The 14642-nt window shown below is 56.0% G+C and carries 15 protein-coding genes; all 15 read right to left on the bottom strand.

Translation table 11 applies throughout. From position 1 onward, the window contains the following. Positions 1–83 precede the first annotated feature (83 nt). Positions 84–1199 (bottom strand): Nif3-like dinuclear metal center hexameric protein, encoded by a 1116-nt coding sequence (locus O9H32_RS04510; RefSeq protein WP_269864672.1) that lies wholly within the window; start codon positions 1197–1199, stop codon positions 84–86. Continuing rightward, positions 1166–1939, bottom strand: a complete 774-nt coding sequence (locus tag O9H32_RS04505; protein ID WP_269864671.1) for a tRNA (adenine(22)-N(1))-methyltransferase — start codon at positions 1937–1939, stop codon at positions 1166–1168. The genes O9H32_RS04510 and O9H32_RS04505 overlap by 34 nt, the downstream gene beginning before the upstream one ends. Before the next feature lies 1 nt (position 1940). After that, positions 1941–2774, bottom strand: a complete 834-nt coding sequence (locus O9H32_RS04500; RefSeq protein WP_269864670.1) for a hypothetical protein — start codon at positions 2772–2774, stop codon at positions 1941–1943. A gap of 117 nt (positions 2775–2891) precedes the next feature. Beyond that, positions 2892–4034, bottom strand: a complete 1143-nt coding sequence (rpoD, locus tag O9H32_RS04495; RefSeq protein WP_269864669.1) for an RNA polymerase sigma factor RpoD — start codon at positions 4032–4034, stop codon at positions 2892–2894. A 50-nt stretch (positions 4035–4084) separates the two neighbouring features. Further along, positions 4085–5920, bottom strand: a complete 1836-nt coding sequence (gene dnaG / locus O9H32_RS04490; protein WP_269864668.1) for a DNA primase — start codon at positions 5918–5920, stop codon at positions 4085–4087. Between the two features lie 40 nt (positions 5921–5960). Beyond that, complete coding sequence (locus O9H32_RS04485; RefSeq protein ID WP_269864667.1) at positions 5961–6422, bottom strand: YaiI/YqxD family protein; 462 nt, start codon at positions 6420–6422, stop codon at positions 5961–5963. 91 nt (positions 6423–6513) lie between these two features. Further along, positions 6514–7326, bottom strand: coding sequence for a pyruvate, water dikinase regulatory protein (locus tag O9H32_RS04480; RefSeq protein WP_269864666.1), 813 nt, complete (start codon positions 7324–7326; stop codon positions 6514–6516). A gap of 327 nt (positions 7327–7653) precedes the next feature. Continuing rightward, positions 7654–8400 (bottom strand): DNA repair protein RecO, encoded by a 747-nt coding sequence (gene recO / locus O9H32_RS04475; RefSeq protein ID WP_269864665.1) that lies wholly within the window; start codon positions 8398–8400, stop codon positions 7654–7656. Positions 8401–8436: 36 nt separating this feature from the next. Continuing rightward, a complete protein-coding gene (locus O9H32_RS04470; protein ID WP_269864663.1) occupies positions 8437–8580 on the bottom strand; it encodes a YqzL family protein in 144 nt (47 codons plus the stop codon). A gap of 156 nt (positions 8581–8736) precedes the next feature. Continuing rightward, complete coding sequence (gene era, locus O9H32_RS04465; RefSeq protein ID WP_269864662.1) at positions 8737–9651, bottom strand: GTPase Era; 915 nt, start codon at positions 9649–9651, stop codon at positions 8737–8739. Next, positions 9648–10064 (bottom strand): cytidine deaminase, encoded by a 417-nt coding sequence (cdd, locus tag O9H32_RS04460; protein ID WP_269864661.1) that lies wholly within the window; start codon positions 10062–10064, stop codon positions 9648–9650. The genes era and cdd overlap by 4 nt, the downstream gene beginning before the upstream one ends. Before the next feature lie 40 nt (positions 10065–10104). After that, positions 10105–10806 carry a diacylglycerol kinase gene (locus tag O9H32_RS04455; RefSeq protein WP_269864660.1) on the bottom strand — a complete coding sequence of 234 codons (702 nt, stop codon included), beginning with the start codon at positions 10804–10806 and terminating at the stop codon, positions 10105–10107. Continuing rightward, positions 10803–11387, bottom strand: a complete 585-nt coding sequence (gene ybeY, locus O9H32_RS04450; RefSeq protein ID WP_269864659.1) for an rRNA maturation RNase YbeY — start codon at positions 11385–11387, stop codon at positions 10803–10805. The genes O9H32_RS04455 and ybeY overlap by 4 nt, the downstream gene beginning before the upstream one ends. Continuing rightward, positions 11384–13651, bottom strand: coding sequence for an HD family phosphohydrolase (locus O9H32_RS04445; protein WP_269864658.1), 2268 nt, complete (start codon positions 13649–13651; stop codon positions 11384–11386). Before O9H32_RS04445 ends, ybeY begins: the two co-directional genes overlap by 4 nt. Positions 13652–13671: 20 nt before the next feature. Continuing rightward, on the bottom strand, positions 13672–14634 hold the full coding sequence (locus tag O9H32_RS04440) for a PhoH family protein (protein WP_269864656.1): 963 nt from the start codon (positions 14632–14634) through the stop codon (positions 13672–13674). Positions 14635–14642: the final 8 nt, after the last annotated feature.

Raw genomic sequence — 14642 nt, 5'->3', positions numbered from 1 at the left:
TGCAAGAGCTAGTATACAAGGAATCGAAACAAATTACAACTGGAAGACTCTATCCTGTAATAGACCTGGACCGATGCTTCCTCCTATACGAATCGGAACGGTTCCGTGTTGATGCCGGAAGCGATGACGCCCGTGGCCCACTTGCGCTCCGCGAGCTTGCGCTCGAGATAAGAGGCTACGCCCTGCTTCATGATCTTCTCCACGTTATGTCCCGGATCGATAATTGCCATGCCGGCGGCAAGCGCATCGTGCGCCGTATGATAGTCGATATCCCCGGTCACGAGCACGTCCGCTCCTGCGAACTGGGCATGCCGTACATAACGGGCGCCGGAGCCGCCGAGTACCGCCGCCTTGCGAATCACCTTCCCGGGATCACCTACGACGCGCAGCATCGGCACCTCGAATACTTCCTTAACCTTCTCGCACAGCTCCTGCAGCGTTACCGGCTTCGGCAGCTTGCCGGCGCGCCCCAGCCCGAAGGTGCGGGTTTTGAGATCAAGGGAGTACAAGTCGTAGGCCACTTCCTCATATGGATGCGCCTTCAGCATCGCCTGCACTACCTTACGCTCCACGCTTTGGGGAAGGATTGTTTCGACCCGGACTTCACTGACTTCCTCGAGCTGTCCTTTGCGGCCGATATATGGGTCGGTTCCCTCTCCCGGAAGGAATGTGCCCGTCCCATCGATATTGAAGGAGCAATGGCTGTACCGTCCGATGCCGCCCGCTCCCGCCGAGAACATGGCTTCCCGGACCTTCTCCGCTGCATCCTTCGGCACAAAGACGACGAGCTTCTTCAGCTTGTCGGTATGCACTTCATCGAGCGGTTCGGTCACGGTCAGACCGATGGCTTCCGCCATCATGTCATTGATGCCGCCATCCGCCACATCCAGGTTCGTGTGGGAGATATAGACGGCAATGTCGTGCTTGATGAGCTTCTCATATAAGCGTCCGGCCGGCGTATCTGTCTGGATGTGCGGGAGTGGCCGGAAGATCACCGCATGGTGCGCAATGATCAGATTCGCATCCTCCCGGATCGCTTCTTCCACGACCTCATCGGTCACATCGAGCGCCACGAGCACTTTACGGATCTCCTTTTGAAGGGTTCCGATTTGAAGCCCAATCTTATCGTCAGCTACCGCATAAGACTTCGGAGCGAGCTCCTCCATCAGTGCGATGACGGCTTGGCCTTTGGCGTACATGCGGCCAGCACCTCCTCCATTACCTCAATCTCGCGGCGGATCTCCGCCTGCTTCTCCTTGGAAGCCTCCAGCTCCGACTGCCCGAGCCGGGATACAATCATCTCCAGCTTCTGCAGTTCGTCCCTCCACTTGGCGCTCCATACCGGTGAGGCTTCCTGCAGCAAATACGGCCCTAGCTTCAGCAGCAGTTCCCTATCCGCCGTCAGTCCCTCGCGCAGCACCTGCGGCTTGTACACTTCTTCGTTGGTCCTGTCCGCTTCGTCGGATCTGACTGCGGTCAGCACTTCATAACGCTTGCCGTCTTCTTCGAGAATCTGCTCCCGGATCAGCACCCAGCCCTCATCCAGCAGCCATTGTCTGACGGCGCCCTCTCCGACATTGGGCTGCAGAATCAGCCGTTTGACACCCTCGAGCTTGCTCTTCCCTTCCTCGAGGATGGATGCGATCAGCACGCCGCCCATGCCGGCAATCGTCACGACATCCACCTCACCGGGGGAGAGCACCGCGAGCCCATCGCCGAGCCGGACATCAATGCGCCCGCTCAGCCCGGCAGACCGCACCTGACGAGCCGCGGCATCCCGCGGCCCCTCATTGACTTCGCCGGCTACACCGCCGGCAATGATCCCCTGCTGCGCCAAAAAGGAGGGCAGCAGCGCATGATCGGAGCCGATATCGGCTAGCCGGCTGCCCGCTGGGACCTCCTTCGCTATGGTTTGAAGCCTTTGCGATAAACGTATCATGTTAGACAACCCACTCAATCCATTTTTTTCGCCAGAAGAACAACAGTGCCGCTTCGATCACCATCTTGCCAAGAAGCATCCACTGCACCGTCTCCCCGCCATACTGTTCGGCATACAGCATACCATATAATTCCGGCATATACCAAACAATCAGGGACAAAAGAAAAAAGACCAGCGCGCTTTGACGGCTCCGCTCGTGAATCATCCAGGAAAGCCAGCAAAACAAGAGAGCGAGCGGCACCCAGCTCAGCTCCAGCGTAGCCCAATCCAGCGTCTCGAGCTGGTGATGGAGCAGCCAGCCATAACAGAATGTAAGCGAAACCCAGCCGCAAAGTTGGAAGAGCACGAACCGTGCCAGCATTCCGGTACCGATCCAGAGCAGACTGCAGAGAAACACGTACCCTACGATAGGCACCGGCGCCCCCAGCCCATGGGCATTCAGCAAATAAACCCCTATGCAGAGCGCGAACAAAGACGCCATACCAAGAAGGATTTGCGAGGACATAGGCTCCTTTCCTCGCTTGTAGCCGCCAAATCCGTATAAGATGGCCAAAAACAGGAGGGAGATTCCAATTTGCATTGGTAATTCAAAAGCGTTAAAATTAAGAGCAGTTAAGGCAATGACGGCTATGGAGACTAATCCCAATGCCCATATTTTCCAATTGCTGTTCTTTATTCCGGAAGGAGACAGACCCAGCGGGCCGCGCCGCTCCGGCTTGGGTTCGTTCTGGTCGAGATACAGGTTGAGCAGGAAATCGCAGTAATGTTCAGGGAGCAGCCGGCTGCGCCGCCAATGCTCGATTTCACGGATCATGATTTTCTTTTTGTCATCCATTCGCTGTGACCCCCAAGGCCTTTGCCACGTAGTCTTATCCTCTTTATCGGCTCAGGCCCTCCAAAACATAAGGCCTCCCTCCGATAACGGAGGAAGGCCTTATGGTAAGAGATCAATCTATTCTAAGAAATCTTTAAGCCGCTTGCTGCGGCTCGGGTGGCGGAGCTTGCGAAGCGCTTTGGCTTCGATCTGGCGAATCCGCTCGCGCGTGACGCCAAACACTTTGCCCACTTCCTCCAAGGTACGTGTCCGTCCGTCGTCGAGTCCGAACCGCAAACGCAGTACGTTCTCTTCTCTTTCGGTCAGCGTATCGAGCACATCCTCCAGCTGTTCTTTGAGCAGCTCGTAAGCGGCGGCATCCGCCGGCGCCAATGCCTCCTGGTCCTCGATAAAATCCCCCAGATGGGAATCATCCTCTTCCCCGATCGGCGTTTCGAGCGAGACGGGCTCCTGTGCAATCTTCATAATCTCACGCACTTTATCCGTACTGAGATCCATTTCTTTAGCTATTTCTTCCGGCGTCGGTTCGCGTCCGAGTTCCTGCAGCAGTTGACGGGAAACCCGGATGAGCTTGTTGATGGTTTCCACCATATGTACCGGAATCCGGATCGTTCTAGCCTGGTCTGCAATGGCACGGGTAATCGCCTGGCGAATCCACCAGGTGGCATACGTACTGAATTTATAGCCTTTGGTATGATCGAATTTCTCGACCGCCTTGATCAGACCCATATTGCCTTCCTGAATCAGATCGAGGAACAGCATGCCACGACCCACATAGCGCTTCGCGATACTTACGACGAGCCGCAAGTTCGCTTCCGCCAGCCGGCGTTTCGCCTCTTCGTCTCCAAGCTCGATCCGCTTCGCAAGATCGACCTCATCCTCTGCCGACAAGAGCGGCACACGGCCGATTTCCTTCAAATACATCCGAACGGGATCGTTAATCTTGATCCCTGGAGGAAGCGACAAATCGTCGTCGAAGTGAAATTCGTCATGCTCGCCATCGCGGTCCCGATCCCTATCCCTATCAAGCGGACTCATCTCTTGATCTTCGTCCGTTTCGTTCCCTACATCGATGCCCATCTCTTGGAGCTGTTCGAAGAACTCGTCGATCTGGTCCGGGTCCTGGTCAAACGGGGCCAGTTTCTCCATGATTTCTTTGTAAGTAATGGCGGAGCGTTTCTTGCCCTGCTCAATCAGCTGATCCTTCACCTGGTCAAGCGTAAGCTCTGTCTCTAGTTCCGTCCGTTGATCGTTTGCCATAATCTTAGCTCCCTCCTCCCTAGAATTCACCCGTAAAACGTATGGCCGAATCAGGATGATTTCAACTGCTTTTCTAGGGAAATAATCTCACTGCCTAATTGCAGGGCCTTGGTGATATCCCCTGAACGTTCTGCTACTTTCACTTCTTCCTTCTTCCGCTCAAGAGCCTGCAGCAGCGGAAACCTTCGAATCTGCCGGATATAGTCGTCTATGACGGTATCATTGATTCCGCTGCGGTTGTCGTTCAGCGTCAGGGAACTGGCCAAGCTCTCCAGCTTGTCATCCTGCAGCATGCCGATGAAGGTGCTTACGTTCGGCTCGAACCCTTCGGCATAGTAGGCGTACAAGTAGGCGGCGATCGCCGAGTGAGCTTCCATATTGAACCCATCCCCCAGCTCGCGTTCGACATAAGCTGCAATCTCACGGTCCAGCATCATGGCGGCAAGCAGCTGCCTTTCCGCATTTTGATAAGCAGGAACCATAGACCGGGCTTGTTCACGGGGCCTTCCTTCATTCATACCATTATTCCACGGAACGTCTTTATTATCCCCGGAATCTCTCTTTTTTTCCGCTTTCATCCGGTGTTCATTCACCGTCTGCATAGCAGTATCATAGGAATAATGGAACTCAGAAATGAGATCTTTGACATAGTGCTCCCGTTCGATCGGTGAAGAAAGCTCCGCAATCAGTCCGAGACCGTGCATAATGTAATTGAGCTTACCCGCATCCTCCTGCAGCTTGAAATTGCGACGGGAATAAAGAAGTTTATATTTAAACGACGGTACGGCGGTGCCCAGCACCTCACGCACGAATCGTTCAGAACCGTTGTCCCGGATATACTCGTCGGGATCAAGTCCTCCCGGCAGCATGGCTACCCGGACTTGGCAGCCCGCCTTCTCGAGCAGCGGGATACACTTCAGCGCCGCCGTCTGTCCGGCATGGTCGCCGTCGAAGGCGATCGTTACCCGTTCGGCCAATCGGCGGATGGCTTCAGCGTGCTCCGGCGTCAAAGCCGTACCCATGGTGGCTACCCCATTATGTACTCCGGCATCCCACGCGCGGATGACATCCATGTAGCCTTCGAAGAGCACCAGCTCTTGCGTCTTGCGTATCTGGGGCCTTGCCCCGTGGAGATTGTAGAGCGTGCGGCTCTTATGGAACAAGAGACTCTCCGGCGAATTCAGATACTTCGCATTCGATTCGCCCATCGCTCTTCCGCCGAAGGCGATCACCTGCCCCTTCCAATCCTGGATCGGGAAGATCACCCGGTCGCGGAACTTGTCATAGTATCCGCCGCCGTCTCTTTCCGTAAGCAGTCCGCCCCGTTCCATGAGATCCAGCGGGAATCCCTTGCGGTCGAGCAGCTTCGTCAGCGTATCCCAGGAGTTCGGGATGAACCCGATGCCGAACGTCTCCATGAGCTTGTCGCTGATTCCGCGGCCGTGCAGATATTCCTTGGCCGGCCGGCCCTGCTCGGTGTTATGCAGGATATACTGGTAAAGCTTCGCCGCCAGTTCATGCGCCTCGATCAGCTTCTTGCGCTCCGGGTTCTCCCGGGGCTCGGATCCGGCGCCTGTATGAGCATCCAGGCCAAGCTGCAGATGCGCTTCTTCCGCAAGCTTGCGTACCGCCTGCCCGAATGACAGGCCCTCCACCTCGGAGACGAACCGAATGGCGTTGCCTCCGGCACCGCAGCCGAAGCAGTGATAGATCTGTTTCTCAGGCGTGACAGTGAAAGAGGGTGTCTTCTCGGAATGAAAAGGACACAGCCCTTTGAGGTAATGCCCCTGTTTGGTCAAATGCACGTGGCGGCCGACCACTTCGACAATGTCGTGAGCCTTCAGCACCGTATCAATGACTTCCTGGGGTAAGCGTCCGTTACTCATCCTATCCACCTTCAATCGAATTAACACGTATACGTATTCGCTACTGCGGACGATTCTCCTGCAAGTTTCGCAAAACTTTTGTCAAAGTTTGTAGAAAGTGCTGACGATCCTCGTCTGTGAACGGCCGGGGCCCCTTCGAATGCTTGCCGCCGCGCCTTTGTTTAGCCTGTTCGTGCCTGCGCTCCAACAAAAAATCGATCGAACGGTCACTGTACATTTGCCCGCGGTTCGATAAAGCGATCGCTTTCTTGCCCAGCGCCAGAGCCGCAAGCCCAAAGTCCTGCGTGACGAGCACATCGCCTGCAGCGATTCGGTTCGCAATATAGAGATCTGCCGATTGATCGCTTCGGTCTACCTGTACGACAGCGACGCCTTCGGATTCCTGCAGCCGGTGGTCGAAGGAAGCGACCATAATGACCGGCGTGCCAAAAGCGCGGGCTGCCTTTGCAATTTCATCTTTCACCGGACATGCATCCGCATCCACAATAATTTTATACGTCATATAACTCCTGCCGGAAATGTCCTGCTCCGGAATACCGTAATATTATATACGCTGAAAGGATAAAAAATCCTGCTCCACCCCATCAAAAGTATTACCGCGATCGGTACATATCGATGATAACGGATGCCGTTTCTTCCACGGCCTTGTTCGAAACATCGATTACGGTACATCCGATTCGCTTCATAATGCTGTCTGCATATTCAAGCTCCATATGAATGCGCTGGACATTGGCATAGGTGGCGCTATCCGGCAGGCCGAGCGTCTTCAGCCGCTCTGTCCGAATCATGTTGAGCTTGACCGGATCAATCCGCAGTCCTACAATCTTATGCTTCGATACATTGAATAAATGCTCCGGAGGCGCAATTTCCGGGACGAGCGGTACGTTCGCGACTTTGAATTTCTTGTGCGCCAGATACATCGAGAGGGGTGTCTTCGAGGTCCTCGACACGCCGACGAGCACGATGTCCGCCTGCAGAATCCCGGTAAAATCCCGGCCGTCGTCATATTTGACGGCAAATTCGACCGCTTCCACTTTCTTGAAGTAATCCTCGTCCAGCTTATGGATCATGCCCGGCTGGTGGCGGGACTCCTGCTTCAGCGAGTTCTCGAGCGTCTGGAGCACCGGTCCCAGCAGGTCGATATAGGGAATACGGTACCGCTCCGCCTGCTCGATCAAATAATCGCGAAGCTCAGGAATAACCAGCGTGAAGACGATGAAACCGCTGCGTTCCAGAACCGAGCGGACCACACGGTCGATATCCGAGATATCCCCGATGAACGGCACCCGGCGGATCTCTACCTGCTGCGGATCGAACTGCACGGCGGCCGCCCGGACCACAGCTTCCCCCGTGTCTCCCGCCGAATCGGACACTACGAACACGACCGGTTTATGCATTGTTTCCATGCGCCCCCTCCTCTTTCTGCCCCAAGCCGGATTCGGGCGGCTGTGCGCCTTCCTCCCGCTCTTCCTTCTATACTTACTACGAACAAGCGGCAAAAAATGTTTCATCCGCCCACATGCTCGGCCCCAGAAGGGCTGCCCGAAGCTTGCTACGCGAACGCCGCACGGCTTCGATGCTTTATTGTCGCCCCCGTAACAACAAAAAATCCCGCTCCAAGCCTGAAATCAGACCTGCGAACGAGAAAATCTCTTCTTGGGTGTGTATCATATTATAATACTACGCCACCCAAAACATGTCAATTTCACAATTTCAAGGACGGACGGATTTTTTTATACGCCGTATTTATCCATCTGATCTAGAAAATCGCGCGACTTGAGCCGGACACCCACATGCTGGTCGAAATAGGCGCGAAGAATTTCTTTCAGCCGTTCTTTGGTCTGAGGCTTGACATCGATCTGTCCGAGACGCCGCACATCCATCTGGACGAACAGCCGAAGCAGCTTGTATACGCCCGGCGTCAGCCGGAACGCTTGGGGATCCCGCAGAATGCAGCGCTCGCACATCATCCCCCCCAGGCCGATGCTGAAAGCGGCGGCCTCCGAAGCTTGTCCGCACACTACGCATCGTTCGAGCTCAGGTTGATAGCCGGCATGCATCAGGAGCTTCATCTCATAGAGATGCCCGATAATCTGCAGATCCTTGTCTTCTTGAATCGCCTGCATGCTCGCCTTGAGCTGGTCGAACAAAAAAGGCTCCCCTTCCTGATCCCCCATCATCCGGTCCGTCAGTTCCGCAAGATAGGAGGCGTGGGCGGCCTTGTCCAAATCTTCCCTGATTTTATGGAATGCTTCGATAATTTCTGCATGATTCAGCGTACCGAGGCCTCCGGACTTGAAGAACGAATAATCGCCGAAGGTAAAGAGCTGGACCGTCGAACCGTACCGGCTCTTTACCTTCTTCACGCCGCGGGCGACAACACCCATCTTCCCATATTCCCTGGTGAACAGCGTGATAATTTTGTTGCCTTCCCCATAATCCGTACTGCGGATTACAATGCCTTGCACCCTGTACTGCATGGACAGCCTCTCCCTGCGCGGACCCTGCTTCCTTGCCTACTGCATCCATTCGAGAGACTCATGGGCAAGCTCTTCTTCCATCTCCTGCTCTTCCCCGTCTTCACCGTTCGATTGCTTGTATAGCAGGTAAGCATCCACATCTCCGGTCATTGAAAAATACTTCCACGAAAAATCTTTCATGGTTCATCCTCCCCAGTGGTGACATGTCGATTACAATACCTGTTTATATGTTTAGGATGGATCGATTGATCCTGTAGTATGCCCGCACAAAAACTGGCATGTATGCTTTCCATTACACGTTTTCCACCGGGGTGAAACAAGGCTCCCGCCCAAAAGCTAGTCGTTGCGGAAACCGAGATCCTTCAACACGCGCTCCTGGTTGCGCCAATCCTTCTTCACCTTGACCCACAGCTCCAGGAAGGTCTTGGATCCGAGCAGCCGTTCGATATCCCCACGGGCCTGACGTCCGACTTCCTTCAGCAGCGCGCCCTTCTTGCCGATAATGATCCCCTTCTGGGAATCGCGCTCGACGAAGATCACCGCGCTAATATGGACGAGCCCGTTCTCTTCCACCTTCATATCCTCGATCGATACCGCTATGGAGTGAGGGATTTCCTCGCGCGTCATATGCAGGATTTTCTCGCGGATCAGCTCGGCGCAGACAAACTGCTCCGGATGATCCGTCACTTGATCCGCCGGATAATAATGCGGCCCCTGCGGAAGGTACTTGATAACCTGCTCCAGCAGCGTATTCACATTATTGCCGCTCTTCGCCGACACCGGTACAATCTCAGCGAACGAATGCAAATCCTTGTACGTGGTAATCACCTGCAGCAGCGATTCGGGCTGCACCTGGTCGATTTTATTAAGCACGAGGATAACCGGGGTCGTGACCTTCTTGAGCTGCTCGATAATGAAACGGTCCCCGCCGCCCAGCCCCTCTACCACATCGATCAGGAACAGGATAGCGTCGACTTCGCCCAGGGTGCCCTGTGCGGTCTTCATCATATAATCGCCGAGCTTCGACTGCGGCTTGTGGATCCCCGGGGTATCGAGGAAAACAATCTGGGCCGCGTCCGTCGTGTATACCCCATGAATTTTGTTGCGCGTCGTTTGCGGTTTATCCGACATGATCGCGATTTTTTGGCCGATGACCTGGTTCATCAGTGTCGATTTGCCGACATTCGGCCGTCCGATAATCGATACGAAACCGGATTTAAACCCTTTGGTGCTGTTAGTAGAAGACTTCAATCTGTTGTTCCTCCGTCCAAATCTTGTGATGTAAAAGCCCCCGGAAGCAGCGCGGCCACCGTGGTTACCGCCACGTCCCCCTTGAGGTTCGAGAGGTAGACGGGCATATCCGGCGCGCACAGCTCCACGAGCACCTGGCGGCACACGCCGCAAGGCGAAATCGGACCTGCGGTATCGCCCGTTACGGCGATGGCGGTGAACGATCGGGGAGCGGCGCCGTCGGCGATGGCCCGGTGCAGTGCGGTCCGCTCCGCGCAGTTCGTCGGACCGTAGGCCGCATTCTCGACATTGCAGCCCATATGCACTTGTCCGGTGCTATCGAGCAGCGCGGCGCCAACCTTGAAGCCGGAATAAGGCGTATATGCCCGTTGTCTTGCTTCCTGTGCCAAGCGGATCAATTGTTGCGGGTCCATGGGAAACACGCTCCTTCAAGGGGATTGCCATGCTACTAGCTTATAGCGGATAGAGATAAAAAGCCAGCACGGTCAAAAAGATGCCGAGCAGGGCGCCGAGAATCAAGGATGCGAGGCTTCTGCCCTGCTTCTCATACAGGACGAAGACGAGCACGGCCGCCAGGAAAAATCCGAGCAGCGCCGCCAGCGTATCGGCGGATCTGCAGGCGATGAGCGTCGCGACGGCAAAAGCCACCGTGGTCAGGAGACTCGGCTTGACCCAATTGCCTTTCTCCGAGAAGCGGGTCTGCACCACGATCACGGTAAGCACGATCAGGGACAAGAGCACCCATACGGTGCCCGCCGTCAGCGTGCCGCTCTCACTGAGCCTGGCCGTCCGCAAGAGGCGGTCGATCGGATCGTAGAATACGATCATGCCCGTAACTGCAGCAAAAGCTGCAGTCACCAATACGGAGGCTGCAGCTACGTCTTTGGCAATCTTGGCAAGGGGATGCAGGTCCGGCATGGCGAGATCGACCGCTTTTTCGACAGCGGTATTGATGAGTTCGGTCACGATCATCAGCGTAACCGCCAGCAGAATGAATAGCACATCGGTCTTGGAGAGACCGAACCACAGGGCGAAGGCAAGCACGAAGAGCGCGGCACCGAAGTGAAACTGCATGTTCCGCTGAGTAGCCAGCGCATACTTCACGCCTTCGTAAGCATACCGGAAGCTCCGCTGCCATTTCACCGGCGGTTTCACCGGGTGAGTCCCGCCTGCTGCAGAATCTGCTCCTGCTTGCCGAACATGACTTTCTCCTCTTCCTCATCGCCGTGGTCGTATCCGATCAAATGAAGGAAGCCGTGCACGAACAGGAAGCCGAGCTCCCGATCGACGGAATGGCCGTACTCCTCCGCCTGGGCTATGGCACGGGGAACGGAAATAATGATATCGCCGAGGGGCTCTTCGAAGTCTTCCCCGCCGTCCTCCGCTCCATCGGACGCTTCGGCATCCTCGGGCTCATCGGCCGAATCGAGCTTGTGCGCATCGCGCAGATCGGTCTCGTCGATGAACTCTTCTTCGTCGCCATAGATGATCTCGATCTCGTCATCGCCCATCTCCAGCATCGCAAAGGACAGGACGTCGGTCGGCTTGTCGAGGCCGCGGTACTGGCGGTTCAGCTCTTGAATGGCCGCATCGTCCACGAAGGTCAAGGCGACCTCGCCGTCCGTCACTCCCTCCTGCTTGCCTGCAAGCCGCAGAAGTTCTTCCAATTTCCCGATGAGCTCGGGTGTAATCTCATATGATTCTTGCTCGTTGTTCCAGGAGAGCTGCAGCGTCATGGGTTCACCTCGTCAGTGGATTCAGGGACGGCCGCTATGGCCGCGGGCCTATTGGCCGGCAGCTCGGCCGTCGGATATTCGATACGGGAGTGGAAAATGCCGAGCAAAGCTTCGTTCAGCGTCTTCGCCACAAGATCCAGCTCCTTGATCGTCAGGTCGCATTCGTTGAACTGGCCGTCGTCGAGACGGTTCTTGATGATCTTGCGCACCATGGAGTCGATCTGCTCGACTGTCGGATTGCGCAGGGATCTCACGGCAGCTTCCACGCAGTCCGCTATGCCGACGATGGCCGCTTCCTTGGTCTGGGCCTTCGGCCCGGGATAGCGGTACTCGAGCTCTTCCGGCGGCTTCTCGCCGCGTTCCTCGGCCTGTTTCTTCGCCTTATAGTAAAAGAACGTCAGCAGGGTCGTACCGTGATGCTGCTCGGCGATATCCCGGATCGGCTTCGGTATGCCGGCATCCCGGAGCATCTCCACCCCGTCCCGGGCATGCGCCACAATAATCGACTTGCTCAGCGCCGGGTCGATCCGGTCATGCGGATTCTCGATGTTCGTCTGGTTCTCAATGAAATAGCTCGGTCGCTTCGTCTTGCCGATGTCGTGATAATAGGCCCCCACCCTGCAGAGCAGCCCGTCGGCACCGATCGCCTCCGCCGCCGCTTCGGACAAGTTGCCTACCATGACGCTGTGATGATACGTTCCCGGCGTCTCGGTGAGCAGCTTGCGCAGCAGCGGATGGTTCGGATTCGACAGCTCTACAAGCTTCAGCGGAGACAAGATGCCGAACGCCACTTCGAAGAACGGCAGCAGGCCGATCACGAATACGGCAGTGATGAGCCCCCCACCGAGCGCGAACGACAAGGCGAACATGGCGCTGCGCCGCGTCTCCTGATCGTCCAGCAGCACGAGCGAACCGACCAGCGCCATCGCGAGCAGCGAGATCATCATCCCCGCCTTCAGGATGGAGGAGCGCTGAGAGGCACGCTGGATCGAGAAAATCGCGGCGAACGAATTCGTCATCGCGAGCAGCCCGTATTTGAGCTCGAACGGCTGTACATGGTCACTGTTGAATACGACACTGGCCGCCACACCGATCAGCACAGTGACCACAACGGCCAGCTGGGCATTGAGCAGGATCGTCGTCAGCATCGCCCCCAGCGCCACCGGCGCAAGGTAAGCGATATAAGGATACTCCAAACTTTGGATCAACGAAAAAATTTTCATAACCGCCACCGTCACGGCGATAATGAGTATGAGCATCAGGAGCTGTACGTTATTGTGGTTCACAGGCAGCGTGCTTTGGCGCACGAACATATAGAGCAGCAGGCAGCAGAGGATGGAAAACAAAAAGAGTCCAAGGTTCGGCCAGTAGCTCGTATCGTCTTTGAGCAGCTTCAGGGCGGAGAGACGCTGGTACAATTCGTCCGTGATCTTCTCGCCTTTGGCGACAAGCACATCGTTCTTATTGACATACACTTGCTTGACGTTATCTCTGGCATGGCCCTTCGCTTCTTCAGTGCCCTTCTGGTCATAGAACTTGTTCGGAGTCAACGCCGCCCGGACGAGCTCCTGGACGAGCTCCCTGGCGATATTCTTCGTAAGGTTGGAAGCATTGACGAGCTCCGCCACCTTCACGCGGGCCGCCTGTGCATCGAGAATCGGTTCGTCCATGAGCCGGGACACGATTCCCGTCGCCACGGTCCCCATCTCCGTCAGATCCTCCTGGGTCAGGCGCGGAATCTTGTAATAAGCCTCCTCCGGGATGCGGTACTCCTGCTCCCGGAAGTTCTTGCGCATCTCCACCAGCAGTTCATCGCTGTACTGTCCGTTGCCTGTGTACGTTTTCATCTGTCGTTCCAAATGGTCCCCGATCAGGGTAGGAATAACCGTCTTATAGATGCTTACCTTGTCGGCGGGAGCCACCTCAGGGTCGGCATTAATCTGCTGAAGCTTCTGAAAAATGGCTTCTACCGCCTGTTCGTTCTTCAGCGGAACAATCTGGTATACCGGCTGCTCCCGCTGAGCCGCTTCGTCCTTCGCTTTATTCGTAGCGGCCTCGTTCGGAATGGCATAGGGAGCCAGAATGTCCTTCTCGGCGATCGAGCCCGGCTTGATATCATAGGTCTGCGGAACAATCCGGTGAAGCAGCGCCCCATAGATCACGAGTGCGAGTGCCAAAAAAAGAAGAAAGCGCACTACGGCGCTGTATCTCCAACCGGCGAGCCGGTACTGGAATTTGCCTTGAATGGAAACACGGTTGTTCATGACGAAAGGTCAGCCCTTCCTCAGCCTTCTTTGTCCTCATTGTAGGCCATGATGATTCTCTGCACCAAGGAGTGACGCACCACGTCCTGCTCTGCGAACGTAATGAAGCCGATCTCTTCCACACGGCTCAGGATCCGCCGGGCTTCCACAAGACCTGACGACTTGCCGCGGGGCAAATCGATCTGCGTGACGTCTCCTGTGATTACCATCTTCGAACCGAAACCGAGCCTCGTGAGGAACATCTTCATTTGCTCGGGCGTGGTGTTCTGTGCCTCGTCGAGAATGATGAACGAGTCGTCAAGCGTTCTTCCGCGCATATAGGCGAGCGGCGCGATCTCGATGAGTCCGCGTTCGAGTGCCTTCAGCACCTGCTCGGGCCCGAGCACATCGTTAAGTGCATCATACAATGGGCGCAGATAAGGGTCAACTTTTTCCTGCAGGTCTCCGGGCAGGAAACCAAGGCTCTCTCCCGCTTCCACGGCAGGCCTCGTGAGGACAATCCGCTTCACTTTGCCTTCCTTGAGCGCGGCGACGGCGAGCACGACGGCAATGTAGGTTTTGCCCGTCCCCGCAGGCCCGATCCCGAAGACGATGTCTTTCTTCTTGATCTCGCTGACATACTGCTTCTGGCCGATCGTCTTCACGCGGATCGGTTTGCCCTTATGCGTGACGGCGATTTCGCCTTTGAAGAGATCGAGCAGCTGGTCGGCCTTCATCTCCTTGGCGAGCTCTACGGCGTACTGCACATCGCGTTCGGTGAGGTTGTACTGGCCCCGGATGAGCTCGAGCAGTACGGTGAACAGCTGTTCGAGCCGCTCGGCCTCATGCTGGGAAGCCGCAATGATGATCTCCTCTTCGCGGGTATAGATCGTCGCCGGAAGTTCCGCTTCGATCAGGCGCAGGAACTTGTCCTGCGGGCCGAACAGGGCTTGTCCTTCGGCGGGGTTCTTCAGTGCCACTTTGACGGTCGTCGCTTGGTCCATGTACAGTT

Origin of the sequence: Paenibacillus caseinilyticus, assembly GCF_027533645.1 — a bacterium.
Lineage (GTDB): Bacteria > Bacillota > Bacilli > Paenibacillales > NBRC-103111 > Paenibacillus_G > Paenibacillus_G caseinilyticus.
The sequence above is the reverse complement of the archived record's forward strand: the minus strand, read 5'-3'. Positions and strand labels throughout refer to the sequence as shown.

Excerpts from the sequence above, each read along its gene's own strand:
- O9H32_RS04510 (WP_269864672.1), bottom strand. The coding sequence starts at position 1,199 with ATGTACGCCAAAGGCCAAGCCGTCATCGCACTGATGGAGGAGCTCGCT.
- O9H32_RS04505 (WP_269864671.1), bottom strand. The coding sequence starts at position 1,939 with ATGATACGTTTATCGCAAAGGCTTCAAACCATAGCGAAGGAGGTCCCA.
- O9H32_RS04500 (WP_269864670.1), bottom strand. The coding sequence starts at position 2,774 with ATGGATGACAAAAAGAAAATCATGATCCGTGAAATCGAGCATTGGCGG.
- rpoD (WP_269864669.1), bottom strand. The coding sequence starts at position 4,034 with ATGGCAAACGATCAACGGACGGAACTAGAGACAGAGCTTACGCTTGAC.
- dnaG (WP_269864668.1), bottom strand. The coding sequence starts at position 5,920 with ATGAGTAACGGACGCTTACCCCAGGAAGTCATTGATACGGTGCTGAAG.
- O9H32_RS04485 (WP_269864667.1), bottom strand. The coding sequence starts at position 6,422 with ATGACGTATAAAATTATTGTGGATGCGGATGCATGTCCGGTGAAAGAT.
- O9H32_RS04480 (WP_269864666.1), bottom strand. The coding sequence starts at position 7,326 with ATGGAAACAATGCATAAACCGGTCGTGTTCGTAGTGTCCGATTCGGCG.
- recO (WP_269864665.1), bottom strand. The coding sequence starts at position 8,400 with ATGCAGTACAGGGTGCAAGGCATTGTAATCCGCAGTACGGATTATGGG.
- O9H32_RS04470 (WP_269864663.1), bottom strand. The coding sequence starts at position 8,580 with ATGAAAGATTTTTCGTGGAAGTATTTTTCAATGACCGGAGATGTGGAT.
- cdd (WP_269864661.1), bottom strand. The coding sequence starts at position 10,064 with ATGGACCCGCAACAATTGATCCGCTTGGCACAGGAAGCAAGACAACGG.
- ybeY (WP_269864659.1), bottom strand. The coding sequence starts at position 11,387 with ATGACGCTGCAGCTCTCCTGGAACAACGAGCAAGAATCATATGAGATT.
- O9H32_RS04445 (WP_269864658.1), bottom strand. The coding sequence starts at position 13,651 with ATGAACAACCGTGTTTCCATTCAAGGCAAATTCCAGTACCGGCTCGCC.
- O9H32_RS04440 (WP_269864656.1), bottom strand. The coding sequence starts at position 14,634 with ATGGACCAAGCGACGACCGTCAAAGTGGCACTGAAGAACCCCGCCGAA.